Consider the following 25975-nt stretch of genomic DNA (forward strand, 5'->3'; position numbering starts at 1 on the left):
ATGTGACAATTTTTATCAGGACAAAAAATAGATTTTGCCGCCGTAGCGCCGTGTTCTGCCGGGTGTTAAGCGTAGCTTGCCTGTTGCTGATGGCGACGTCGGCATGGGCTGCATCGAATGTGCGTCTTCAACTTACCGGGCTGGACGGGGAGTTGCAGAAGAATGTGCGGGCACGCCTTTCTACTATCACCCCGGATGAAGTTAATGCTGATGGGCGTTTCCGTGCCCGGGTTGATGAAGCTATCCGCAAGGGCCTTCGTGCGCTGGGGTACTACGACCCGGATATCCGCTTTGAATTTATTCCGGCGCAGGGGCGTGGCCGTCCGGTGTTGAAGGTCACGGTGACACCGGGAGAGCCGGTCAACATCGCCGGTTCCAGCATCGCTATTCGCGGTGGCGCACAACAGGATGATGATTATCAAAAACTGGTGCAACAACGTCGGCCAGTGGTCGGTAGTCCGCTCAATCACGGTAATTACGATGCGTTCAAAGACGAACTCAATACGTTGTCGATGCGTAAGGGCTATTTCGACGGCCATTTCAATAAAAGCCAGTTAAGGGTGATGCCCTCAACCCATCAGGCCTGGTGGGACATCGATTATAACAGTGGCCCCCGTTATCGCTTTGGTAAGGTGAACTTTCGTGGTTCTCAGATTCAGCAGGCGTATTTGCACAATCTGGTGCCATTTCGCGAGGGCGATGTTTACTCGGTGGAACAACTGGGGGAGTTTAACCGGCGCTTGTCTGCCACCGGTTGGTTTAACTCTGTGGTAGTGTCACCAGATTTTGAACACGGCCGCCAGAGTAAAGTCCTGCCGCTAGAGGCGGTGGTGACGCCGCGTACCCGTAATAATGTGGAAACCGGGGTAGGGTATGCCACCGATGTCGGGCCGCGGCTGAAAACAACCTGGAAAAGACCCTGGGTTAACGATTACGGTCACAGTCTGGAAAGCAGTCTAAGCGTATCCGCGCCGGAACAGCAACTGGATTTCAGCTACAAAATGCCCCTGCTGAAAAGCCCGCTGGAGCAATACTATCTGGCGCAGGGGGGCTTCAAGCGCGAAGATCTCAACGATACCCAGTCTGACTCGACGACATTCAATCTGGCGCGTTACTGGGAGCTATCCAGCGGCTGGCAGCGGGCCGTGAATATGCGCTGGACGTTGGATCACTTTACTCAGGCCAACGTCACCAATACCACCATGCTGCTTTACCCCGGCGTCAGTTTCAACCGTACCCGACAGCGAGGCGGGCTCATGCCAGACTGGGGGGATACCCAGCGTTACTCGGTGGACGTCTCCAATACCTTGTGGGGTTCGGATATTGATTTTGCGGTATTTCAGGCACAGAACGTCTGGATCCGAACGCTGGCGGAAAAACACCGTTTTGTGACTCGCGCCAATCTGGGCTGGATCGAAACCGGTAGCTTCTCGCGTGTTCCCCCTTCGTTGCGCTTCTTTGCGGGTGGCGATCGCAGCATTCGCGGTTATAAGTACAAATCCATTTCTCCACGCGATAGCGATGGCAAGCTCACCGGTGCCTCGAAGCTGGCAACAGGATCACTGGAGTACCAGTACAACGTCACGGGGAAATGGTGGGGTGCCGTTTTCATAGACAGTGGCGAAGCCGTCAACGATCTGACGCGCACCAACCTTAAAACAGGCGCGGGTATTGGTGTGCGCTGGGCTTCGCCGGTCGGGCCAGTCAAGCTGGATATCGCCCGGCCGATTGGCGATAACGATAAACGTGGATTGCAGTTTTATATCGGGCTGGGACCGGAATTATGAGCAGGATGAAAAAAGCCGGAATTGGCCTGACGGTGGGTGTGCTGGCGTTATTGCTGGTGGTGATACTGCTGGTGACCACCACGCCAGGGTTACATATGTTGCTTGGCGCGGCTACGCGTTGGGTGCCGGGGCTGGAAATGGGGGCCGTCGAGGGCGGCTGGCGGGATTTGACGCTCAATGGCATACGCTACCAGTCACCCGGTGTCAGCGTGCAGGCGGAGCGACTGCATGTGTCATTAAAACCGGGATGCCTGTGGCGCAGTCAGCTGTGTCTGGATGATTTGTCGTTGCAGGGGCTGACGGTCGCTATCAATACTCAGGCATTGCCACCATCCGACGCTGAACCACCGGTACACACGGCACCGGTAACCGAAATACTTGCGCCAGTGGCGATGGCACTGAATCACATCAGCCTGACCCATAGTCGCATTCTGGTCGATGGTACCGATGTGTCGCTGAACTCGCTGCAAACGGCGCTGAACTGGCAGGGGCGTTCACTGACGTTGTTGCCGACACAGGTATCAGGCCTCATTGTCTCGCTGCCTGCCACAGCGAAAGCGCAGCCTACACCGCCGGTGACGGCGGTTAAGCCGCCGCCGTTGGGCGAAACGCTGCATGCATTGTTTGCCGCACCGCTACTGCCTGCGATGCCTGAGTTTACCTTGCCGTTAGATCTCACCATTGCCGATTTGCAGGGGGAGTCATGGCAGGTTGTAGGGAGCCAGCCGGTAGCCATTTCACGCTTCCAACTGCAGGCTGCGACCCGACAGCAAACGCTGACGCTGCTGCAACTCACGGTGCAATCGCCGCAGGGCGCATTGTACGCGCATGGTGATGCGACCTTATCGGGCGACTGGCCGGTCACGCTCAACCTCAACGGTATACTGAATAGCGACCTGCTCAAGGGGGAACGCATACGGCTGACCGCTGACGGTAGCCTGCGCCAGCAGTTGCGGCTGGCGATAAACCTGTCTGGTCCGCAGCGGGCGCAGGTCGATATACAGACCGCGTTGGCTGAACCCGGCCTGCCGCTGAATCTGAGCGTGCGCACACCTCAACTGCGTTGGCCGCTGACCGGTGACGCGCTTTACCAGTTCAATCAGGTACAAGTGAATGTCAGCGGAAAAGTGACGGATTATTCACTGTCGCTACGCGGGGATATCCGCGGCAGTGAACTGCCGCCCGGTACCCTGACGCTTGATGGTCAGGGCAGCGAACAACAGTTCGCGCTGGCACGACTACGGCTGGCGGCGTTGCAGGGAATGGCGGATGTCACCGGTCAACTGGACTGGCGTGATGCGATAACCTGGAACGGTAACCTGGCTTTGAAAGGCATTAATACGGCACAGCAATGGCCAGAGTGGCCAGCACGGCTGGACGGTGTATTCACCATTAACGGCAGCCTGGCGGGGGAGTCATGGCGGTTTGATGTACCGCAGCTGGCGCTGGATGGGCAAATCCGGCAGAACAAACTGAGCGCCAAAGGGGCATTGAGCGGTAATGCCGACGGTCAGTGGTCGATTCCGGGGGTGACGCTCTCGCTGGGGCGTAACCAACTGACGTTACAGGGGGAATTGAAAGACCAATGGCGATTGAACGGTGACATTAATGCGCCGTCACTCAATGGAATACTGCCCGGTCTGGGCGGGCAGATAACGGGGAAGCTGCGGCTAGATGGCAAACGTGAGGCACCACAGTTGCAGGCAGATATTTCCGCCACCGCGTTGCGCTGGCAGGAACTGAGCCTCGGTAAACTGACACTCAAGGGTGATGTGCAATCGGATAAACAGGTACAGGGCACACTGACGTTACAGGTGCAGCAACTGACGCAGGGGGATGTGCGGCTGGCGTCGCTGAATGTTCGGGCGACCGGTGATGAGAATCAGCACCAGCTGCGCGTGACCCTGAACGGCGATCCGGTAGGCGGCCAGCTGTTATTGAGCGGCCACTTCGACCGTGCACAGCAGCGCTGGCAGGGAGAACTGAGCGATACGCGGTTTGACACCCCGGTCGGTGAATGGCGGCTGGTACCGTCGATGTCGCTGGCGTATCAGGTCGCGACGCAGACCGTCACGATAGGAACGCATTGCTGGCGTAACCCCAATGCTGAATTGTGCGTACCTCAGCCCATTGAAGCGGGAGCCAGCGGTAAGGCAAGCGTGACGCTTAACCGGTTTAATCTGGCGATGCTGGCACCGTTTATCGGCCAGCAGACGGCAGTGAGTGGCGTGGTGAGCGGCAATGCGCAAGTCAGTTGGCAGGCCAACGGTGGTTTGCCACAAGCCCGTGTCACGCTGGCGGGTCAGGGTGTGACCGTCCGCCAGCAGGTTGAAGGCGGTACGCTGCCGATAGCGTTTGACACGCTGACCCTAGATGCCGGATTAGAGCACGGACAGGCGCGACTGGCATGGCTGATGGGCATTCAGGGCAACGGACGCTTTCGGGGGGATGTGAGTATTACGGATCCACAGCATCGCCGTAATCTGAGTGGTACGGTGACGCTAAATGCGTTGTCACTTGACCTGCTGCGGCCGATGCTGCGCCAAAATGAGAAAGCCGCCGGTGTCGTCAATGCGGACCTGCGGTTGGGCGGTGACCTGCAACGTCCGCAGGTGTTCGGGCAACTCACGCTGGATAACCTTGATGTGGACGGTAACTGGATGCCCGTTGATTTGACCAGCGGGCGGTTAGCGTTGGTGTTCAACGGTATGTCCTCGACATTGCAGGGTGTGTTCCGTACCACAAAGGGGCAAATAACCCTGGCGGGGAACGCCGACTGGTCGGTATTCGATGCCTGGCGAGCGCGGATTGCCGTTAACGGTGATCGTATGCGGGTGACGGTGCCGCCGATGGCACGGCTGGATGTGTCGCCGGATATTGTGTTCGAGGCGACGCCACAGCTACTGTCGCTAAACGGTACGGTGACGATCCCCTGGGCGCGGATCGTGGTGCACGATATGCCCGCCAGTGCGGTGGATGTCTCGTCGGATGAAGTCATTCTGGATGCGCGACGTCAACCGGTTACCACCGTGGCCCGCGGGATTCCGATCGCCAGCAACCTGATTGTACGGGTGGGCGATGATGTCTGGCTGGATGCTTATGGGTTACGAGCCCGTCTTCATGGCGATTTGAAAGTCTCGCAGGATGAACAGGGGTTGGGGTTGAACGGGCAGATTTCGATGCAGGAAGGGCGTTTCAAGGCCTATGGGCAGGATTTGCAAGTGCGTAAAGGGCTATTGCTGTTTTCCGGGCCGCCGACGCTGCCGGTGTTAAATATCGAGGCTATTCGCAACCCGGATAATACCGCAGACAGCGTGACGGTCGGCGTACGGGTCACCGGTACCGCCAGTGCACCTAAGCTGGATGTGTTTTCGGAACCGACATTATCCCAGGAGGAAGCGCTGTCTTATCTGCTGCGCGGTCAGGGTTTGAACAGTAGTGGAGCGGATAGTTCGATGATGACATCAGCCCTGATTGGTTTAGGGGTTGCACAAAGTGGTCAAGTTGTGGGTAAAATCGGCGAGGCCTTTGGCGTAAGCAATTTAGCTCTGGATACACAGGGAGTTGGCGACAAATCGCAGGTCGTTGTCAGCGGTTACGTCCTTCCGGGCCTGCAGGTCAAATATGGTGTCGGCCTGTTCGATTCATTGGCAACGTTAACCTTACGTTACCGTTTAATGCCAAAACTATATCTGGAAGCGGTGTCTGGTGTGAATCAGGCACTGGATGTGCTCTATCAGTTTGAGTTTTAGCAATGCGAATTATTGTCTACGGCAGTTTACGGCGCAAACAGGGAAACAGTCATTGGATGACCAACGCTCAGTGGTTAGGGGATCACCAGCTCGAAGGGTATGAGTTATATGACCTGGGACACTATCCGGCGGCGGTTGCAGGCGAAGGAGAGATTTACTGCGAAGTGTACCGCATCAGTTCGTCTATTCTGACCGAACTGGATGAACTGAAGCGGGGAGGCGGAGCTTACCAGCGTGAGTTGATTGCCACGCCTTATGGCAGCGCCTGGATTTACCTGTATCAGCGCCCGGTTACTGGCTTACGTCGTATCGTCAGCGGCGACTGGTTGAAGCGTAACGAAGAGCCATAACCTACCATCACGTCATACTCTACATAATCCCGGTAGCGAATAACGTTAACCGGGATTATTTATTTCTATCAATAGTCACTCGTTCTTATTTATTCTTCTTTATTTGTTGTTTGTGTTTATTAATCCTTTCTTTGTAAAGAAATCTCATTGATATTTTTTAATTCTATTCTTTGTTTTTGAGGAAAATTTTTGTTGTTCTTGTGATGTTATTTTGTTTTTTATGATGCTTGACAGTGTGGTGATTTTGATTCAATAATAAAAATCATTAATGCTAATTTATTCTTATTTGTTTTTTTTGTTTGCTGTTATTTATTTTTGTTGTGTTGTTTATTGGTGGGGAAAGAAAAATCCCATCCTGGGGATGCTATTGTTCTTTATATTATGTGGTTTCTTCTGTGCTATATTTATTTGCTATTGCAGGGGGAGGGTTAATATGGATAAGGATAAAAGGAAAGGCATTGCACACCATTTGTAATTCACTAATACAAGGACGAAAATGGAAAAGTCACTGGTCAGGGATGTGATTAATAGTATGAAGCCTGCCTTCAGTTTTTCTTCCCGTTCAGAAGAACGAGGCATGGTTAACCTGCGAGATAACGAAAACCCGTTTGGTGGTCAGCAAAATCGTTACCCTGCGAATGTCTATCCAACACTCGCCAGCCATTATCTTAACGCACTGGCAGAGATAGAGGGATATCAAGGTGGTCAGGAATGGCATTCGGATTGGGTGCTCATGACCCGTGGTGCCTCTGATGGTCTGGATTTAGTCTTTCGAACGTTCTTTGAACCGCGACAAGACAGTGTGATTGTCACCCCACCTAATTTCCGTTTGTTTGATGAACTGGCTACGGCCTATTCTGTTCATGTTGAACCTATCCCGCTTTTAGGTGACGAGTTTAATCACCTTGATTTGGGTAGAATAAAGGAAAGTCAGGCGAAAGGTATTTTGCTATGTGACCCTAATAACCCCATCGGTAGTAGTTTGATGATGGATGAGGTTATTCACGTGCTGGAGAATTTCTCAGGGTTGGTTGTTATCGATGAAGCCTATGTAGAATATGCCTCCCGACGTTCATTTCGTCATCTGATTCATGACTATCCGCAACTGATTGTAGTGCGCTCCTTGTCTAAAGCCATGGCGCTGGCTGGGTTGCGTCTGGGCGCGGTACTGGCCCAGCCTGAACTGATTCACGCCATGATGAAGGTCCGTCTCCCCTTTGCACTGCCTCAGCCGGTCATTGAGCAAGCAGAAGCGGTGTTATCAAATATCGCTCAATTAAAACAACAAATTTTGCTTTTCATTCAGGAGCGGGAACGGGTAGCACTACGATTGAAACGTATTCCTGCAATTGAAAAAGTATTTGCTCATGCTGGTTTTATTACTATCAAAGCGCCTGAATCGATGGCGGCTCAACTACTGAATGCCGGATTTGATGTATTACCCAATCCAATGGGGCTTATCGGTTATATCCGTATTTCACTGGCTGCACCTGAGGTAATGGATAATCTGCTGGCTGTATTGGAGTAACCGTGACGGTTTGAATATATTTTCACGAAGTAATCTGCACTAACCTTTTTTATAAAAATTTCATGATCATGAATGAAAGGCCGCACGGCTAATCTTTGTGATTTTATCGTTGTTGTCAATAAAGCGAAATATAATAACTGTCATTACAAGGAGTCGTTGGAAATGAATAAGGAACAACATGCTGTTGTGAATGTTATTGCACGTGAGCAAATTCGTGCGATCACACATGTAGACGTTAATGGTGAAAAGCATTTGTTGGGGCAGCACCGTGATTTTCGACGCAATGAAAATCTGGCTCACTTTATACCCGAGTCAGGTCGCTTGTCATTTGCCTGGGTGCGTTTAACCGATGGTGAGACACTGGATGTCCATCAACACCCGACAAAATCCATGATTATTGTATGTAGTGGTTCTGTGCAATTAACGGGAGATGAGCCTCGTCAATTATATGAGGGAGATATTGTTTGTGTAGAACCCTTCCGCAACCATGGCTTTACCACCCGCGAGGGCGAAACCTTTCATGGTTTGTCGATTCAATTTGAAGGTAAGGGATTATATGAGGATGAACGACAGGCAAGGGTAACATTCAGCGATGCACTAAATAACCTCTATCAGGTGAACGAAACGCTGGTGGGGCGTCACCAGAACAATGCCTTGTTTCAGCTATTCTCTTCCGGCCGGTTACAGAAAGACGCGCAATTACGTCAACGTTTTGTATCAGCCTTATATGTCTGGTCACGTTATTTTCAGAAAATGGTGCTGGCTCGCCAGGCGCTATGCATCACCCCAGCTTTGCAGGAGGAGTATCAGCGTCATTTCATGGAAGAAGTGGGGCATGATGAGTTATTGCGCGTGCGTTATGAGATTAATGACGAAGTTTACGACCCAATTTTGGAAGCGGCCGGTAACTGGTTTGTCTCTCAGATGTACCAACAGGATGAAGCAGGGAAAGTGGTGGTTGTGCATCTGGTCGTCGAGTCGAGCGGTCACGTATTTGGCCTGGCCACCTCTGAAATATTTCATAAGCCCGAGGTTGAAGGCGATTATTTTGATGTGCATGCCGAAGCGGATGATGACCATCGGTCTATCGGTCAGGCTTACCTCCACAGCCTGCCCGCTGAAAAAATACAATCGCTACTACCGTTGTGCAGTCAGGCCTGGGACATGATGGATTTGGTACATGAGCGTATCGCCGCCTGGACATTGCAGGGCGCTGCGTCATGACATCCTGTAGCCAACCTCTGCGAGGTTCATTGCATCCGCTGACGTTGCTCAGGCAACAGATCGCCCGTTTTTTTCAGGCGCGTGGCTATACCCCGATGGATGGACCAGAAATTGAAGCCGAATGGTTCAATTTCGATGTGCTGAATATGGCTGACGATCATTTTGCCCGTACCCCGGACAATACTTTTTATCTGATCCAGTCAGCCGCAGAGCGGTACGGCGAGTTAACGACGTTGGAACAACAGCCAGAACCACATCGGCCACGTTCCGGGTTGGTGCTGCGGGCGCATACGTCGCCAGTACAGGCGCGTACCTTGCTGACACAATCGCCGCCGTTATATCGCTTTCATATTGGCCGTACCTATCGGCCTGATGCGCTTGATGCCACGCACAGCCCGGTCTTCAATCAACTGGAGGGGTTAGCGATAGACCGCCATCTGACGATGGATAACCTCAAGCGATTGCTGGATGAACTGGCGCATTCGCTGTTTGGGCAAGGGGTGGTGACGCGATTAAGGCCTTATGAGTTTGCCTACGCGCAACCGGCAGCCGAAATCGACATTCAATGCAATCAGTGCCATGGGCAGTCGGCTACGTGCCCGACTTGTCAGGGTGAAGGGTGGATTGAATGGGGAGGCTGCGGCATGGTGCATCGACATGTGCTTATCAATTGCGGGGTCGACCCTGATGCGTTCAGCGCTTTTTCATTCGGCATTGGGGTGGAACGCACGCTGATGCTCAGGGACGGTTTGCAAGATTTGCAGCCGATCGTGAATGGTGACCTGACCTATGCCAGCAGCAGGGCGATGGACTTGACCACGGTGGAAGCGGAAAAATCAGGCGCACATGACATTGATAGCCAGACAGACTGGACGATGGCGACCGAAGGACTGGTGCAGGTCTCGACCTTTCCGTTTACCTCTGTGCAGGCGTTGGCTTGCGTACAACCCGCCACTTTATCGGACACGCTGGCGACTTGCTGGCAACTGCGTGACCCGATAGAGGGCATCGAGCCGGTGATGCAGCCGCTCTTGTTGCCAGGGTTATTGACCTTGTGGCAGCAGCAAGGCACCGCATTGCCGCTGCATTACGGCGGTATTTTTGAACGTGCGCGCGTGTTTTTACCTGGCCGATTGCCTCTTGCTCCGAGCGTGGCGACCGGGCACGTGCCGTCTGACGAGCAACTGGCACTGTTACACTCGGCTATCCCCCGGCAGCCATTCCATCTGGCGGCGCTGGGGCGCAGCAAAGAACAATTGTTGACGGCGATGCTGGCTGCCCTGGCTGTGCGCGGCATTGCTGTTCACTGCCGTGTGGATGACCAGGTTGCCTGGGCAACATCGCAGGCAACCACACTGGTGACCGACGCGGGCGATATTGTCGGCCACGTTGGTCAACTGGCAACGCATGTACTGACTGCATGGCAGCTCTCCGAGCCGTTGGCAGCCGGTGAAATTACGATGGATATTACGCTTCAGGAGGAAAAACAATGACACCGGATCAGATTGCTAAAACGTACCTTGAATCGCTGGAGAAGAGCGATCTTCGCGCCATTCTCGATCTGTATACCCCGGATGGGGTGGTCTTTTCACCGTTGTATGGCCCGAGAAAAGCGGTTGATTTCTATACTGCATTATTCAAAGACACCGGGCGTGCGAAAATCAATCTGAAGGGGGTGACGAAAGGGTCGCAGGTGGACGGTCGGCCGCTTATTACTATCTGGTTCAAATTCAAATGGACGTTGCCTTCTGGCGAGCCGGCGCATTTTGAGTGTGTCGATGTGCTGGAAATGAACAGTGAGGGGTTGATTGAAAAATTGCACATCATTTACGACACCGTTACAGCCCGGCCAGCTTATGAAGCGGAGTTCGGCGTTGGCAGCTCCTGGCGGCCTGCGTTTGACGAAGAGTAACGCCCGGTGATGAAGGACATTGTCGCTGAGGTATAAACAACAACACCGCCATCGGCGGTGTTGTGATTCAGGCGTTGCGGACTTTCTGTTTCTGGCTGCCCGTCATGTGACTGTCGCAGTCAAAACACGAAAGACGTCATCACGGCGCCTTATTTGTTTTTAGCACGCTCGAAAGAAGACAGGATTTCGGCTTTCGCAGCGGCGGCATCAGCCCAGCCTTCCACTTTGACCCACTTGCCTTTTTCCAGGTCTTTGTAGTGCTCGAAGAAATGACCGATCTGGGCACGCAGCAGTTCCGGCAGGTCGTTCACGTCTTTAATGTGGTCGTACTCTTTGCTCAGCTTGGTGTGCGGTACCGCAACCACTTTGGCATCTTCGCCAGACTCGTCGGTCATTTTCAGTACGCCAACCGGACGGCAGCGGATCACAGAACCCGGCTGCAGCGGATACGGCGTCGGCACCAGCACGTCAACCGGGTCACCGTCCAGTGACAGGGTGTGGTTGATGTAGCCGTAGTTGCATGGATAGAACATGGCGGTAGACATGAAACGGTCTACGAACAGGGCGCCGGTTTCTTTGTCCACTTCGTACTTGATCGGATCAGAGTTAGCCGGGATTTCGATCACTACATAAACATCTTCCGGAAGGTCTTTACCCGCCGGTACGCTATTCAAACTCATGTCGGTTTCCTTCTTCTTCAAACCAGAATGGAGTGGCGCTCATTATAGCCAACTGATGGCGAAAGTCGTGGTTTTTTAGGGGGGCTCGCGGTGTATGGCGTGCCTGTCAAAATGGATTCCATATAGTGCTAATTAATGGAAATTAAATAATTAATCTAATTAAAGAACAATTCGCCGTATTCCGATAAACGTCAGTCCTGAATCGTGTCACCAGACAGGTACTGTGGCGTATCGTCAGGTGCGCCGGGTAACGAGGCGGAATCGCTATTTCATTATTGGTTGTTTTTTTATGATGTTGAATTACAGGGGAGAGTACGGATGCTAAAGAGCATTACGGTCAGGCATGGCCTGCTGGCAGTGGGGAGTATTATGCTGGTGTTGCTGGCGATCGTTGTTGGTATCGGCACCAGTGCGATTAGTCAGGGGAACCGGTCATTAGTGTCTATCGACAAAATTCAGGGCAAGGAACTCAGTGCTCTGTCGTCGAGCTATACCGCCGCGTTGCGGGCCAGAACGGCGGCGTCACAGGCCGCCAGACTCTATGAGATTGGGTCGATTGACCAGGCGCGGGATACCCTCTTGCGTGTCGAAGATTATGCCAACCAGTCCCGTCGGGAGATGGCGCGTTTTCTGGCGTATGGCACGGTGACCAAACGCGGTGCGGAACTGGCTGAACAGATCAAAGTGGCTTATGACGCATATGACCGTCAGGGCATGACACCGTTGGTCGCCGCGTTAAAGATCAACAATCTGGATAACTACTACTCCCTGATGCAGGATACCCTGCCAGCGCTGAGTATCAACATGGATTCAGCCATCACCGATTTCCGCAATTTTGCGTTGCAGGTGGGGGAAAAACTGTTGTTGCAAGCGGACGAGTTGGCTTATGGCCGACTGTGGACGATGGGGGTAGTCTTTGCCGTCGCGCTGTTGCTGGCCGGGGTAGCCTGGTGGGCTATCCGGCAGATAGTGTTACGTCCGCTGGACGGTGCTGTACAGCAGCTTGAGGTTATTGCGCAAGGCGATCTGTCACGCACGATTGAGGATGGCGGTAACAATGAAATCGGCCGATTGATTCGGGCGATGAAATCTATGCAGCAGGCGCTGGCTATTGCGGTGGGGCGTGTGCGTGACGCAGGTAGCCAGATTGATATTGGCACCAGCGAACTGGCATCTGGCAACAACCATTTAGCGGAGCGCACCGAAGAGTCGGCTGCCTCGTTGGAGGAGACGGCAGCCAGTATGGAGCAGTTAGCGTCTACCGTGAAGTTGAATGCCGATAGCGCTGATCAGGCTTACCTGTTGGCACAGCAGGTCTCGAATATTGCAGGTAAAGGGCGTGAAGCCGCTGACCAGATGCTGGATAAAATGCAGATGATTTCCGCCACGGCGGCGCGCGTGGCCGACATTCTGGCGATGATCGACGGTATCGCTTTTCAGACGAATATTCTGGCACTGAATGCGGCGGTAGAAGCGGCACGAGCCGGAGAGCAGGGCCGTGGTTTTGCGGTGGTGGCCGGTGAGGTGCGCAATCTGGCACAACGCAGTGCCCAGTCAGCCAAAGAAATTAAAGTGCTGATGCAGGATTCGCAAGTTCAGGTCAACGAAGGGACGACTATCGCCCGTATTGCAGGGGAAACCATGAGCGAGGTGGCCTTGTCCGTATCCCAAGTGACAACGTTGATGCGTGAAATCTCTACGGCGACCCGCGAGCAAAGCAACGGTATCGAACAAGTAAACCAGGCGGTATCACAGATGGATTCCGTCGCACAGCAGAATGCATCGCTGGTGGAAGAGTCGGCGGCAGCGACCCGATCGCTGGAAGAACAGGCGCGTGAACTGGCGGCCAGCATGGCCCAGTTCCGGCTGGAGCCGCAGACGATGGCCGCATTAGGGCGTTACTAAGCCACCGTTCATAATCCTGACAGAATCATGGTCATGATAAAAAAGAAGCGGCCGACTGGTCGCTTCTTTTTTAGATTCAGTTTTACGTTCAGGAAACCGTCAGGAGACGTCGTGCTCATCAGGCGCATCGTCCGCCGAATGGCGTTTACGACGGAGCTTTTTCCAGATTTTGCCTTCCTGCCCACGCCACAGGCGCTGGATATTATCGTGATGGCGCATCAGGATAAGGCAAGAGAGCATAGCCACCGGGAAGGTAAACTGCGGCTTGAACCACCAGACATAAAACGGGGCTATCAGTGCGCTGACAATCGCACCCAGCGAGGAGTAGCCGCTTAACAGCACCGTCAGTAACCAGGTCCCGGTCATCAACCCCGTCAGATCCCAGCCGATAGGCGCGATGGCGCCAAATGCGGTAGCGACCCCTTTGCCCCCACGAAAGTGAAAAAATACCGGGTAGATATGCCCAAGACAGGCTGCAATTGCCGTCAGACCGAGATACAGCGGTGAACTGCCCAGCGCGTAAGCGCCCCATACCGGCAGCATCCCTTTGAGAATGTCGAAAACCAATACCGCGACAGCGGCAGCCTTACCGCCGATGCGCAGTACGTTGGTGGCACCGGGATTGCCGGAACCGTGTTCGCGCGGATCGGGTAACCCAGCGATACGACAAATCAGGATCGCACTGGAGATCGAGCCACACAGATACGCGACGAGAATCATTCCGGGCGCGATAACACTCATAAACGGCTTCCGTCCAATAAAGGTCGTTTTAACTTCAGCATCTGTGGATAATACGCACTTTCTGCCGGAAGTGGTATCCGGCGGCGCTAAAAACAGGGGATGACGTGATGGACATCGTGTTTATTGAAGAACTCAGCGTAATCACCACTATCGGTGCATATGACTGGGAACAGACCATCCAGCAGAAATTGGTGTTCGATATCGAAATGGCCTGGGACAACCGCCCTCCGGCCGCCAGCGACGAGGTAGCGGATTGCCTGAATTATGCCGAGGTGAGCGAGTCCGTGATTGAGTGGGTTGCTGGTGGGCGTTTTGCTCTGGTGGAACGTGTCGCAGAAGAGGTAGCCGCAGGGCTGATGCAACGTTTTGGCATTCCCTGGTTACGGCTGAAAGTCAGTAAGCCCGGTGCGGTGGCGCAAGCACGCAGCGTCGGTGTGGTCATTGAACGTGGCGTTCGGCCGTCAGTGTGAGCGGTTGGTGATTATTTCGGCATAAACACAGACCGTTCTTAAGGTAATTAAAAGATAATATCTTTACTTTAAGTTGTGTCCTTAAGAGGACATCATTCGATGTGCGTTATACGTTGCGGCTTGCTGGTAGCAAGGCCGCTTTTTTATGTTGCAGGTAGGGAGTTAACGGTCGATGGCGGATCTGCATTCGTTGCTGGTGGCGTTCATTCTTGGGGTGGTGGAAGGGCTCACCGAATTTCTACCGGTGTCATCCACCGGGCATATGATTATTGTTGGTCATTGGCTGGGGTTTGAGGGGGACACCGCCAAGACGTTTGAAGTCATTATTCAGTTAGGGTCGATTCTGGCTGTCGTGGTGGTGTTTTGGCGGCGGATGTTCGGCTTGATTGGCATTCATTTTGGTCAGCCGCCACAGCATGAAGGGCGTGGCAAAGGCCATCTGACGCTGGCGCACATTATACTGGCGATGATCCCTGCCGTGGTGTTGGGGCTGGTATTGCATGACGCTATCAAGTCGCTGTTTAATCCGGTGACGGTGACTTACGCGCTGGTGGCTGGTGGCGTATTACTGCTGCTGGCGGAGTGGCGCAAACCGAACAAACCCACAGCGGAAGGGTTGGACGACATCAGCTATCTTCAGGCATTCCTGATCGGCTGCTTTCAGTGCCTGGCGCTGTGGCCGGGTTTTTCTCGCTCTGGCGCGACCATTTCCGGTGGGATGCTGGTCGGCGTTAACCGTTATGCGGCGTCCGAGTTCTCCTTTATTCTCGCAGTGCCGATTATGCTGGGGGCGAGCGGGTTGGATTTGTACAAAAGCTGGCATTTCCTGTCGTTGTCTGACCTGCCGATGTTTGTAACCGGTTTTGTGACCGCGTTTGTGGTGGCGATGATCGCTATCAAAACCTTCCTGCAGTTAATTAAACGCGTTTCTTTTGTGCCGTTCGCGATTTACCGCTTTATTGTGGCAGCGGTGGTGTGGCTGGTACTGATGTAATGTTCATGTCGCTGGGGGCAATCCATGCTCCCCGGCGACGACACCAATCATCGTGGCGTTATGTGTGTGGCCCGGTCGAGCTTTCTGCACGTTGGGCCTTCCATTCCTCCAGCGCGTAATGTCGACGGCGCTGTAACTCGTCCCTGATCGCCGCATGCTGAAACCCGTCGGCCACCACCTCTGCACTGGTTATCTGGCTGGCGACGGCAAAGGCATCGCGCAGATAGTCGCCTTGCGGATAGGGCTGTTGCTCAAGCCCGGCGCGTCCGCGTGCATCCGCTTCGCTGGCGAGGATCAATTGCTCCAGCCGCTGGGGTTTACGCCAGACGTCAATCGCGTCAAATAACTTAAGCAGTGTTTTGGGTTGCAGCATCTGCACAGTGTGGATCAGGTCATGGTATTCGGTTACCAGACAGGCCAGGTCGCGCAAAGCATTTGGCACCCGCAAGCGCTGGCATAACGCCTCGACCAGTGGTACACCTGCGGCGCCGTGGCCGTGATGGCGCGGCCAGAGTTCAGGCGGTGTCAGCCCTTTGCCAAGGTCATGACACAGTGTGGCGAAGCGGACATCGAGCGCTGGGCTGAGACGGGCGGCCATGGCGAGACTCATCATTACGTGAATACCTGTGTCGATTTCCGGATGCCAGGTCGCAGGAGCGGGTACCCCATAGAGCTTATCGACTTCGGGAAACAAGACAGCCAGCGCGCCACAGTCGCGTAGTACCTGAAAATAGACCTGAGGATCCTGCGTGCCGAGGGCTTTTTCCGTTTCTTTCCAGACTCGCTCCGGCGTCAGGAAATCCAGCTCGCCGTTACGGGTCATGGTCTGCATCAGGATCAGGGTTTCTTCGGCAATCTGAAAACCGAGGTGAGCATAGCGGGCAGCAAAACGCGCGACCCGCAGCACCCGTAGTGGGTCTTCACTAAACGCTGGCGAAACATGGCGCAGGAGCCGGTTTTGCAGATCGCGCTGACCGCCATAGGGGTCGATGAGCTGTCCGTTTTCCGCTTGCGCGATGGCATTGATGGTCAGGTCGCGCCGTAGCAGATCGTCTTCCAGGGTAATGTTCGGTGTCGCCTGACAAATAAACCCGGTATAGCCATTGCCGGATTTGCGTTCAGTGCGCGCCAGCGCGTACTCCTCTTTCGTCTCTGGGTGCAGGAATACCGGAAAATCACGGCCAACCTGCTGATAACCTTGCTCTAACAGCATTTCTGGCGTGGCACCGACCACGACCCAATCGCGCTCGGTGACCGGCCTGCCCAACAGGCCATCACGCACTGCACCCCCTACAAGGTAAATCTTCAAACCCGGCTCCCGATGTTTAGGCTGTGTCGATAAATGGAACACACGTTAGCGGTAGCCGACAGGGTCGCTAACGGTTATGGTGGTCACAGTGGTTATTGTTGATTAACTGCTTCCTGAACACAACGGCACATCGGTATATACCCTTCATACTTCAAGTTACAGGTGCGTTGGCTGCCCTCACTCACCCCAGTCACTTACTTGTGTAAGCTCCTGGGGATTCGCTCGATTGCCGCCTGCCTGTAACTCGAATTATTTTAGGTATAACTGGCGATCCCGTGTTCAGGTATTACCCCATCCATCGGTCGTTTTTTTTGCGCCGGGGCAACAGATGTGGCAGCAGCAATCCCAGCAACAGACCGCCACCGGCCACGCCACCACCGTACATGAACCACTGCATGATCAGCGTGCGCTGCTTATCGTCCAGTTGCAGGTTGGCGACCTCAAGTTTTTTCTGCGCGACATTCAGTTGCGTTTTCAGCGTTTGGTTTTCCTGCTGTAGCGAGGCGAGGGTACTGTCGCTGCTCGCGACCTTCTGGCGCAGATCGGTGGTGCGCTGGGTCCAGTCCTGGTCAACGCTATTGAGCTTATCTGTCAGGCTTTTTACCTGGTTTTCCAGTTCCGGCACCCGGGTTTTCAGGCTAGGGGTCTGGCTGAGTTGGTCGAGAGGAATCCAACTGGTGCGGCCTTTGTCATCGCGAATCTCGGCGTAATTCGCACTGTCGTTGACGCTAACCAGCGTGACGGCTTCACCGGCATTCAAGGTTCCGATGATACGGTATTGATTGCCCGGCCCGCTGCGGGTGTAGGTCACCAGTTCGTCGGAGATATAGCGCTTTTCTTCCGCATGCAGGCTCAACGTGGTGGACAGACCCAGCAGGGCGGCGAGGAAAAAGGATAATTTATTCATCATATTCAATATATTAAGTTCGCAGGGATTATTTTGCAGGGAGTATAAAGTTAGCGGCCCAGTCTGACGATGACGTTGCCAAACCTGAATGGGAACTGTCTTAGAACCTATCCTGATGGGCACTGAATCAGGAGGCGTTATCCAGCCATTGTCGGTGACAACCGGCTATGAATGCACAGCGGTTACACCGGCTTTGCGAGCGCCTTCGCAGGGTATGTGCGCCGCCATGCCGTAAAAGTGGCAACCTGCGATAAAATGTTATTTACTGGCGATATTTCCGTAACACCCGGGCAGTGCGAGACGATGAGCGAAGAGATTGAATTAAAATTTATTATTCACCCTGATGCCGCAGCGGCGATCAGACAAGGGCTGAAAAGCTGGCAGAGCGATGTGGGGCACAGCAACCATCTGCATACGCATCAACTGGCCAATAGCTATTACGAAACGGCGGATGGCTATCTGCGCCAGCATGGTATCGGGCTGCGTATTCGGGGTGAAAATGGCCGTTACGAGATGACGGTGAAAACCGCGGGAAAAGTGGTGGGGGGGTTACACCAGCACCCGGAATATAACGTGAGTCTGCCGGGGCCTGACCTGGATATTCGCCTGTTGCCGCCAGACATTTGGCCTGAAGGCTGTGACATTGACGTACTTTCCCAGGCATTGCAACCGCTGTTCAGTACAGATTTTCAGCGTGAAGCCTGGGTGGTGTCTCATCACCAGAGCCTGATCGAAATTGCCGTCGATGAGGGCGAGATCCGCGCCGGTGAGTGTAGCGAACCGTTGTGTGAACTGGAGCTGGAGTTGAAAAACGGTCGTGTTGCGGACTTGCTGACGTTTGCCAACGAATTGGCTGATATCGGCGGCTTGCGACAAGGCAGCCTGAGTAAAGCGGCGCGTGGTTATCATCTGGCGAAAGGCAATCCGGCCCGGCCCTGTCGCGAACTGACGTTTCTGCCGGTAGCACCAAAAATGACGCTTGATCAGGGCATTGCTGCCGGACTGGAGCATGCTTTCAGCCACTGGCAATACCATGAGGAGCTATGGGCGCGAGGTGATGCTACTGCCCGCCCGGCGTTGCTGGAAGCCGGTGCCATGATGCGAGAACTGCTGGTGCTGATAGGCGGTGTTGTGCCGCGTAAAGTGACCGCAGAGTTCCGTGCTGCGTTGGCCCATCTTGAAGAGGCGATCGAACGCACGGAAACGGCGGATACGCTCTGCTATAGCGTCGATTACCTGAAGGATAAGCTGATCCTGACCTCATGGCTGGTCAAGCAGGGATGGCGCAACTACATGGACAACCGTGAACTGATGCGCCTGCAGAGTTCCTGGAAGCGCTTTGCCGACATCATGATGAGTCGGGGGCTGGCTGAACTGAAAGCGGTATTCAGTCACTCACTGGATGCGTTGCATTACACCCAGCAACTGCCGCGTCTACAGCGCAGTGTGTATACCTTTTTGCTGCTGGGTGGAAGCTATCCGCAAGAGGAGGCGACACGCTATTTGCAGCCGTGGCGTGAGCTGATGCAACTGATTGAGTCGCTGTCCGTCGGCCAGGTAGTGCCTGGAATGCTGGAAAACAGCCGCAAACAGGCCCTCGCCCAGCCGCCGTTTTGGCTGCACAGCGGCCAATAGTCCAGACGATCGCCATTCGGGGCGTGCTGGTTCTGGAGCCACCGCCCCGATTTACCCCGTATTGAGGCTGCCTGACGGGGCAGCTGTGCAAGGATATCGCCATGACCTGTCGTCCCGCATCACTATTTCCGCTCTCTGCATCCTTGATTGAACAGGCTCGCCACGAGGTGGAGCGTGCGTTGAGTGCCGCTCCCACGCCGATAGCCGACGACAGTGCGGCGGCAGTGCTGGCCTGTAGCGAGTTTGTCAGTGAGTCGCTGGCTCGTTACCCGGACTGGCGAGAGGAGATAAACCGGCAACCCCCTCAACCGCAGGAGTGGCAGCAGTATGCGCAGTGGTTGTCGCAAGCGCTGGGCGATGTCACGGACGAGGCGACGTTAATGAAGGCGCTGCGTCTGTTCAGACGTCGTATGTTGACGCGCATTGCCTGGGGGCAATGGCTGCAACTCAGTACCACGGACGAGACATTGCAACAATTGAGTGTACTGGCGGAGGCATTGATCGTTGCAGCTCGACAGTGGCTGTATGACGCCTGTTGCCGTGAGTGGGGGACGCCATGCAATGCGGCGGGCGAACCGCAACCGTTGTTGATTTTGGGGATGGGGAAACTGGGGGGCGGTGAGCTTAACTTTTCTTCGGATATCGACCTGATTTTCGCGTATCCCGAAAATGGCCAGACTCAAGGCGGGCGTCGTGAACTGGATAATGCCCAGTTTTTTACCCGTCTTGGACAGCGGTTGATTAAAGCGCTGGACCAGCCGACGGTAGACGGGTTTGTGTATCGGGTCGACATGCGCCTGCGGCCGTTTGGCGACAGCGGGCCGCTGGTGATGAGCTTTGCCGCGCTGGAAGATTACTATCAGGAACAAGGGCGTGACTGGGAACGTTATGCGATGGTCAAAGCCCGGCTGATGGGCGGCGATGATGACCACTACAGTCAGGAATTGATCCGTCTGTTACGGCCGTTTGTGTTCCGCCGTTATATCGATTTCAGTGTGATCCAGTCGCTACGCAACATGAAGAGCATGATCGCCCGCGAAGTGCGCCGACGTGATTTGCGTAACAACATCAAGTTGGGGGCGGGCGGCATCCGTGAGGTGGAATTCATCACCCAGGTATTCCAGTTGATTCGTGGCGGCCGTGAACCTGCGTTGCAAGGGCGCTCTTTGTTACCGACGCTGGAGCAAGTGGGCGCGCTAGGGTTATTGACCCCGGAGCAGGCGGCCCAGTTGCGCGAGGCTTATCTGTTTTTAAGGCGGCTGGAGAACCTGCTGCAATCGATCGCCGATGAGCAAACACAAACCTTGCCAGAAGACGCGCTGAATCAGGCGCGGCTGGCATGGGGGATGCGTTGTGACAACTGGCAGCAACTGAGTGAACGCTTACATCAGCAGATGCAGGCGGTACGTGCGGTGTTCCATGAATTGATTGGTGATGACGCGCCTGACGGCAGCGAAACCCCGGAACATAACCATTACAGCAGTTTGTGGCAGGATGGTCTGGAGAGTGCAGAACTGTCGGTGTTGTCACCGCAGCTGACTGCCGAAGTAGGTGAGCGTTTACTGACTCGGGTGGCGGATTTTCGCGCCGATTTATCTCGCCGTACGATCGGGCCCCGCGGTCGGGACGTGTTGGATCAACTGATGCCCGCGTTGTTGGCGCAGGCCTGTAGCCATGCCAACGCTGATGTTATCGTGGCGCGCCTGACGCCGTTGTTGCTGGGGATTGTGACCCGTACGACCTATCTGGAGCTGTTGCTGGAATCACGTGCGGCATTAACGCAGCTGATCCGGCTGTGTGCCGTATCGCCGATGATAGCAAGCCAACTGGCACGCTATCCGTTGCTGCTGGATGAGCTGCTCGACCCCGCTAGTTTGTATCAACCCATCGCCCTGGATGCTTACGCCGATGAACTGCGTCAATACCTGATGCGCGTACCGACAGACGATGAAGAGCAGCAACTGGAAGCGCTGCGTCAGTTCAAACAAGCACAGCATTTGCGTATTGCTGCTGCCGATATTGTCGGCGCATTGCCGGTCATGAAAGTGAGCGATCACTTAACCTATCTGGCGGAGGCCATCATCGCGGCGGTCGTGCAGCAGGCGTGGAGCCAGATGACAACGCGTTACGGCCAGCCGACCCACTTGCATGCTGAATCCGGGCGAGGTTTCGCGGTTGTGGGGTATGGCAAGTTGGGGGGCTGGGAGCTGGGCTACAGTTCGGATCTGGACCTGGTGTTTCTGATCGATTGCCCCGATAACGTGATGACTGACGGTGAGCGCAGTATTGATGGCCGCCAGTTCTACCTGCGCCTGGCCCAGCGCGTGATGCACCTCTTCAGCACCCGTACCTCGTCCGGCATTTTGTACGAGGTGGATGCGCGTTTAAGGCCTTCGGGGGCGGCGGGCATGCTGGTGAGTACCGTGGCGGCGTTTGAAGACTATCAGTGTAACGAAGCCTGGACCTGGGAGCATCAGGCTCTGGTCCGTGCTCGGGTTGTCTATGGCGAGCCTGCCATACAGCAGCAGTTCGAACAGATCCGTCAGCGCATTTTATGTCGTGAGCGTGACGGCGACGCTTTGCGCACCGAAGTACGGGAAATGCGCGAAAAGATGCGTCAGCATCACGCCAGTAAGGACATGGGGTTCGATATTAAGGCTGATGCTGGCGGGATTACCGATATCGAATTTATCGCGCAGTATCTGGTGCTGCGCTATGCAGCACAGGAGCCGAGATTAACGCGTTGGTCTGATAACGTGCGCATTCTGGAGCTACTGGCCCGCCACGGCGTGATGGAAGAGGCCGAAGCTGAAGCGCTGCGGCTGGCTTACATCACCCTGCGCGATGAGATCCATCATCTGGCGTTGCAGGAACTACCCAGTCGGGTCGGACAGGATAGCTTCACCGCCGAGCGTCAGCAGGTGTTGCAGAGCTGGAAAACGTGGCTGGAGTAAGGAGCGTGCAAAACGCCCGTCAGGGCGGTGGCTACCCGGTGAGTGTGATAGCTGAGTGTGGTAGTATAGCGCGCGTTAAAATGAACCTGTTTTTGGAGCCAGGGAATGAAAGTAACGCTACCTGATTTTCGCCACGCCGGTGTTCTGGTCGTGGGTGACGTAATGCTGGACCGCTACTGGTACGGCCCAACCAGCCGTATTTCGCCGGAAGCACCGGTACCGGTGGTTAAGGTGGATACCATCGAAGAACGTCCCGGCGGCGCGGCTAACGTGGCGATGAATATCGCTGCGCTGGGCGCAGGGTCGCGTTTGGTGGGGTTAACCGGTATTGATGATGCCGCCCGCGCCCTGAGCGCCAAATTGAACGAAGTCAACGTCAAATGTGACTTCGTTTCTGTTCCCACTCATCCGACTATCACCAAACTGCGCGTACTGTCGCGTAACCAGCAGTTGATCCGCCTCGATTTTGAAGAGGGGTTCGACAGTGTCGATCCGCAACCGATGATCGACCGCATCCAACAGGCATTGCCGAAAATCGGCGCGTTGGTGTTGTCCGATTACGCCAAAGGGGCGTTGGTGCATGTACAAACCATGATCCAAACCGCCAGAGCCGCGGGTGTGCCGGTGTTGATCGACCCGAAGGGTACCGATTTCAATCGTTATCGCGGAGCGACGTTACTGACGCCGAACCTGTCGGAGTTCGAGGCAGTAGCAGGACGCTGTAAAGATGAAAACGATCTGGTGGAACGTGGGGCGAAGCTGCTGGCGGAGCTGGATCTGTCCGCGTTGCTGGTGACCCGCTCTGAGCAAGGTATGACGTTACTGCAACCGGGTAAAGCGCCGCTGCATCTGCCGACGCAGGCGCAAGAAGTGTATGACGTGACCGGTGCGGGCGATACCGTAATTGGCGTGCTGGCAGCGGCGTTGGCGGCGGGTAAACCGCTGGAGGAAGCCTGCTTCCTGGCTAACGCGGCGGCGGGTGTCGTCGTGGGTAAACTCGGTACTTCTACGGTTACGCCGATCGAACTGGAAAATGCCATCCGTGGCCGAGCCGATACGGGTTTTGGCGTGATGACCGAAGCGCAGTTGAAAGACGCGGTGGCGCTGGCGCGCCAGCGTGGTGAAACGGTGGTCATGACCAACGGGTGTTTCGATATTCTGCACGCCGGGCATGTTTCCTATCTGGCTAACGCGCGCCGTCTGGGCGACCGCCTGATCGTGGCGGTAAACAGTGATGATTCCACCAAACGTCTGAAAGGGCCGACTCGCCCGGTTAACCCACTGACGCAACGGATGATCGTGCTGGGGGCGTTGGAGGCGGTGGACTGGGTGGTGCCGTTTGAAGAAGACACCCCGCAGCGTCTGATTAGCGAAGTATTACCGGATATTTTGGTGAAGGGCGGTGATTACAAACCGGAAGATATCGCCGGGAGCAAAGAAGTCTGGGCCAATGGCGGTGAAGTACGGGTGTTGAACTTTGAGGATGGTTGCTCGACCACCAATATCATCAACACCATCAAAGCCAGAGACTAACGGGCGCACTTATGCTGGAAAAAGAGTCGAAGACGGCTGACGATATCGCGACTGTTGCCGCACAGGTTGAGGCGCTGCGCGCCCAACTGCGCTATCACGAATACAAATACCATGTCGAAGATGCGCCGGAGATTCCCGACGCAGAATACGACAAGTTGATGAATACGCTGAAAGCGTTGGAGCAGGTGCACCCTGAGCTGGTCACGCCGGATTCGCCGACTCAGCGTGTGGGTGCCGCGCCGTTGGATGCATTTGATACCGTCGCGCATGACGTGCCAATGTTGTCGCTGGATAACGTCTTTGACGAGGCCAGCTTTCTGGCGTTTTGCAAACGTATCAACGACCGCTTGAAAAATGAGACTGAGCTGGCGTTCTGCTGTGAATTGAAGCTCGATGGGCTGGCCGTCAGCCTGTTGTATGAGCAGGGTGTGCTGGTGCGTGCCGCGACACGTGGCGATGGCACAACGGGTGAAAATATCACCGCGAATATCCGGACCATTGGCGCGATCCCGTTGCGTTTGCATGGCGACAACATCCCGACCCGGCTGGAAGTGCGCGGCGAAGTGTTCATGAAACACAAAGGGTTTGAAGCCCTGAATGAAGAAGCGCGCCGTACTGGCGGTAAAGTGTTCGCCAACCCGCGCAATGCAGCAGCAGGGTCGTTGCGTCAGTTAGATCCTCGTATTACTGCCACGCGTCCGTTGACCTTCCTGTGTTATGGCGTTGGGCTGGTGGAAGGCGGCGTCCTACCGGATACCCACTGGCAGCGGTTGATGCAGTTTCGTGACTGGGGGTTGCCAGTCAGTGATCGCATTCGCCTGTGTACCGGCAGTGAGGCGGTACTGAATTTCTATCGCCAGGTGGAGCAAGAGCGCGAAACGCTGGGGTTTGATATCGATGGTGTGGTGATCAAAGTCAACGAGCTGGCCTTGCAGGAGCGGCTGGGCTTTGTGGCGCGGGCACCACGCTGGGCGGTGGCCTTCAAGTTCCCGGCACAAGAGCAATTGACCTGGTTGCGTGATGTGGAGTTTCAGGTTGGGCGTACCGGTGCGATAACACCAGTTGCGCGACTCGAACCGGTAGCGGTGGCTGGGGTGGTAGTGAGTAACGCCACACTGCACAACGCCGATGAAATCGAACGTCTGGGGATTCAGATTGGCGATCGGGTCGCGGTGCGCCGTGCCGGTGACGTCATTCCGCAGATCGTTAGCGTGGTGTTGTCCGAACGCCCGTCAGATGCCCGGCCCATCGTCTTTCCTGAGCACTGCCCAGTATGTGATTCTGAGTTGGAGCGGGTAGAAGGGGAAGCCGTGACCCGCTGTACCGGTGGTTTATTCTGCGCCGCGCAGCGTAAAGAGGCACTGAAGCACTTTGTTTCCCGCCGTGCGCTGGATGTGGAAGGAATGGGCGATAAAATTATCGACCAACTGGTCGAGAAAGAGTACGTCAAAACACCGGCAGATCTGTTTCGGTTGGATATCGGTATCCTTACCCGGTTGGATCGCATGGGGCCGAAGTCAGCACAGAATCTGGTGAGTGCGCTGGATAAAGCGAAATCGACCACATTTGCCCGTTTTCTGTACGCGTTAGGCATTCGCGATGTGGGCGAGGCGACAGCGGCGAATCTGGCATCGCACTTTGGTACGCTAGAGGCGTTGCAGGCGGCTGATCTGGACGCATTGCAACAGGTGCAGGATGTTGGCATCGTCGTGGCGACGCATGTGCGTAACTTTCTTGATGAAGCGCATAACCAGCAGGTAATCCAGGCGCTGATCAGCGATGAGGTCGGTATTCACTGGCCGGCTCCGGTGAGAGTGGATGTTGAGGCATCAACGAGCCCGTTTGCCGGGAAAACGGTGGTATTGACCGGCTCATTAAGCCAGTTGTCTCGTGATGAAGCCAAAGATCGTCTCACGGCGTTGGGGGCCAAAGTCAGTGGGAGTGTGTCGAAGAAAACCGATCTGGTTATTGCCGGTGAGGCGGCGGGGTCTAAACTTGTCAAAGCACAAGAGCTGGGTATTGCCGTCATCGATGAAGCGGAGATGATGCGTCTGCTGGGGTAAGTTCATATGGAAAAAGAGGATCTGCTGGCGATTGCCACTACACCGATGCCGTTTGGCAAATATAAAGGACGTATGCTGGTCGATTTACCGGAAGAATACCTCTTATGGTTCGCCCGCAAGGGCGAATTTCCAGCTGGGCGTCTGGGGGAATTGATGCAGATTACCCTTGCTATCAAGATAGAAGGATTGCAGGGGCTGATTAAGCCTTTGCGCCGCCCTTCATCCTGATGC

General features: G+C 54.9%; 19 protein-coding genes. 15 read left to right on the plus strand and 4 right to left on the minus strand.

Annotated features, from left to right (window positions below; all coding sequences use genetic code 11):
- Nucleotides 1-89: 89 nt before the first annotated feature.
- From tamA to FGI04_RS01725, 7 genes are all read left to right on the plus strand, one after another.
- Nucleotides 90-1787, plus strand: coding sequence for an autotransporter assembly complex protein TamA (gene tamA, locus FGI04_RS01695; protein ID WP_407337378.1), 1698 nt, complete (start codon nucleotides 90-92; stop codon nucleotides 1785-1787).
- Nucleotides 1784-5539, plus strand: a complete 3756-nt coding sequence (gene tamB, locus FGI04_RS01700; protein WP_407337318.1) for an autotransporter assembly complex protein TamB — start codon at nucleotides 1784-1786, stop codon at nucleotides 5537-5539. Before tamA ends, tamB begins: the two co-directional genes overlap by 4 nt.
- Nucleotides 5540-5541: 2 nt before the next feature.
- A complete protein-coding gene (locus FGI04_RS01705) occupies nucleotides 5542-5889 on the plus strand; it encodes a gamma-glutamylcyclotransferase family protein (protein ID WP_012885994.1) in 348 nt (115 codons plus the stop codon).
- A gap of 496 nt (nucleotides 5890-6385) precedes the next feature.
- The gene (locus FGI04_RS01710; RefSeq protein ID WP_407337320.1) at nucleotides 6386-7417 is read left to right on the plus strand and encodes an aminotransferase class I/II-fold pyridoxal phosphate-dependent enzyme; all 1032 of its coding nucleotides are present in this window, start codon (nucleotides 6386-6388) and stop codon (nucleotides 7415-7417) included.
- A 72-nt stretch (nucleotides 7418-7489) separates the two neighbouring features.
- Nucleotides 7490-8641: a cupin domain-containing protein gene (locus FGI04_RS01715; protein ID WP_407337321.1), complete on the plus strand. Its 1152-nt coding sequence runs from the start codon at nucleotides 7490-7492 to the stop codon at nucleotides 8639-8641.
- Nucleotides 8638-10134, plus strand: a complete 1497-nt coding sequence (locus FGI04_RS01720; protein WP_407337322.1) for a tRNA ligase subunit PheS family protein — start codon at nucleotides 8638-8640, stop codon at nucleotides 10132-10134. Before FGI04_RS01715 ends, FGI04_RS01720 begins: the two co-directional genes overlap by 4 nt.
- Nucleotides 10131-10553 (plus strand): nuclear transport factor 2 family protein, encoded by a 423-nt coding sequence (locus tag FGI04_RS01725; protein WP_210181399.1) that lies wholly within the window; start codon nucleotides 10131-10133, stop codon nucleotides 10551-10553. Before FGI04_RS01720 ends, FGI04_RS01725 begins: the two co-directional genes overlap by 4 nt.
- A 149-nt stretch (nucleotides 10554-10702) precedes the next feature.
- On the opposite strand, the gene ppa is transcribed toward FGI04_RS01725, so the two are convergent.
- The gene (gene ppa, locus FGI04_RS01730; RefSeq protein ID WP_342699789.1) at nucleotides 10703-11233 is read right to left on the minus strand and encodes an inorganic diphosphatase; all 531 of its coding nucleotides are present in this window, start codon (nucleotides 11231-11233) and stop codon (nucleotides 10703-10705) included.
- A gap of 318 nt (nucleotides 11234-11551) precedes the next feature.
- On the opposite strand from ppa, the gene FGI04_RS01735 reads away from it, so the two are divergent.
- Complete coding sequence (locus tag FGI04_RS01735) at nucleotides 11552-13138, plus strand: methyl-accepting chemotaxis protein (RefSeq protein WP_407273986.1); 1587 nt, start codon at nucleotides 11552-11554, stop codon at nucleotides 13136-13138.
- Nucleotides 13139-13237: 99 nt separating this feature from the next.
- Here the strand turns inward: FGI04_RS01735 and plsY are convergent, their stop codons facing one another.
- Nucleotides 13238-13879 carry a glycerol-3-phosphate 1-O-acyltransferase PlsY gene (plsY, locus tag FGI04_RS01740; RefSeq protein ID WP_407337323.1) on the minus strand — a complete coding sequence of 214 codons (642 nt, stop codon included), beginning with the start codon at nucleotides 13877-13879 and terminating at the stop codon, nucleotides 13238-13240.
- A 107-nt stretch (nucleotides 13880-13986) separates the two neighbouring features.
- Between plsY and folB the strand changes: the two genes are divergently transcribed.
- Both folB and bacA read left to right on the plus strand, forming a co-directional pair.
- The gene (gene folB / locus FGI04_RS01745) at nucleotides 13987-14349 is read left to right on the plus strand and encodes a bifunctional dihydroneopterin aldolase/7,8-dihydroneopterin epimerase (protein WP_342699861.1); all 363 of its coding nucleotides are present in this window, start codon (nucleotides 13987-13989) and stop codon (nucleotides 14347-14349) included.
- 172 nt (nucleotides 14350-14521) lie between these two features.
- The gene (gene bacA / locus FGI04_RS01750) at nucleotides 14522-15343 is read left to right on the plus strand and encodes an undecaprenyl-diphosphate phosphatase (protein WP_016940443.1); all 822 of its coding nucleotides are present in this window, start codon (nucleotides 14522-14524) and stop codon (nucleotides 15341-15343) included.
- Nucleotides 15344-15401: 58 nt separating this feature from the next.
- On the opposite strand, the gene FGI04_RS01755 is transcribed toward bacA, so the two are convergent.
- Both FGI04_RS01755 and FGI04_RS01760 read right to left on the minus strand, forming a co-directional pair.
- Nucleotides 15402-16652: a multifunctional CCA addition/repair protein gene (locus FGI04_RS01755; protein ID WP_342699786.1), complete on the minus strand. Its 1251-nt coding sequence runs from the start codon at nucleotides 16650-16652 to the stop codon at nucleotides 15402-15404.
- A 286-nt stretch (nucleotides 16653-16938) separates the two neighbouring features.
- Nucleotides 16939-17559: a TIGR04211 family SH3 domain-containing protein gene (locus FGI04_RS01760; protein ID WP_342699785.1), complete on the minus strand. Its 621-nt coding sequence runs from the start codon at nucleotides 17557-17559 to the stop codon at nucleotides 16939-16941.
- Between the two features lie 303 nt (nucleotides 17560-17862).
- Between FGI04_RS01760 and FGI04_RS01765 the strand changes: the two genes are divergently transcribed.
- The 5 genes from FGI04_RS01765 to FGI04_RS01785 all read left to right on the plus strand — a co-directional run bounded on the left by FGI04_RS01765 (nucleotide 17863) and on the right by FGI04_RS01785 (nucleotide 25972).
- The gene (locus tag FGI04_RS01765) at nucleotides 17863-19194 is read left to right on the plus strand and encodes a CYTH domain-containing protein (protein WP_342699784.1); all 1332 of its coding nucleotides are present in this window, start codon (nucleotides 17863-17865) and stop codon (nucleotides 19192-19194) included.
- 101 nt (nucleotides 19195-19295) lie between these two features.
- Nucleotides 19296-22148 carry a bifunctional [glutamate--ammonia ligase]-adenylyl-L-tyrosine phosphorylase/[glutamate--ammonia-ligase] adenylyltransferase gene (gene glnE / locus FGI04_RS01770; RefSeq protein WP_407337324.1) on the plus strand — a complete coding sequence of 951 codons (2853 nt, stop codon included), beginning with the start codon at nucleotides 19296-19298 and terminating at the stop codon, nucleotides 22146-22148.
- 105 nt (nucleotides 22149-22253) lie between these two features.
- Nucleotides 22254-23681, plus strand: coding sequence for a bifunctional D-glycero-beta-D-manno-heptose-7-phosphate kinase/D-glycero-beta-D-manno-heptose 1-phosphate adenylyltransferase HldE (hldE, locus tag FGI04_RS01775; protein WP_016940438.1), 1428 nt, complete (start codon nucleotides 22254-22256; stop codon nucleotides 23679-23681).
- Nucleotides 23682-23692: 11 nt separating this feature from the next.
- Nucleotides 23693-25744: an NAD-dependent DNA ligase LigA gene (gene ligA / locus FGI04_RS01780; RefSeq protein WP_407337325.1), complete on the plus strand. Its 2052-nt coding sequence runs from the start codon at nucleotides 23693-23695 to the stop codon at nucleotides 25742-25744.
- Between the two features lie 6 nt (nucleotides 25745-25750).
- Nucleotides 25751-25972 carry a DUF3820 family protein gene (locus tag FGI04_RS01785; RefSeq protein ID WP_342699781.1) on the plus strand — a complete coding sequence of 74 codons (222 nt, stop codon included), beginning with the start codon at nucleotides 25751-25753 and terminating at the stop codon, nucleotides 25970-25972.
- The last annotated feature ends 3 nt before the right edge of the window (nucleotides 25973-25975 follow it).

Source organism: Dickeya ananatis, assembly GCF_019464615.1.
Classification (GTDB): Bacteria; Pseudomonadota; Gammaproteobacteria; order Enterobacterales; family Enterobacteriaceae; genus Dickeya; species Dickeya oryzae.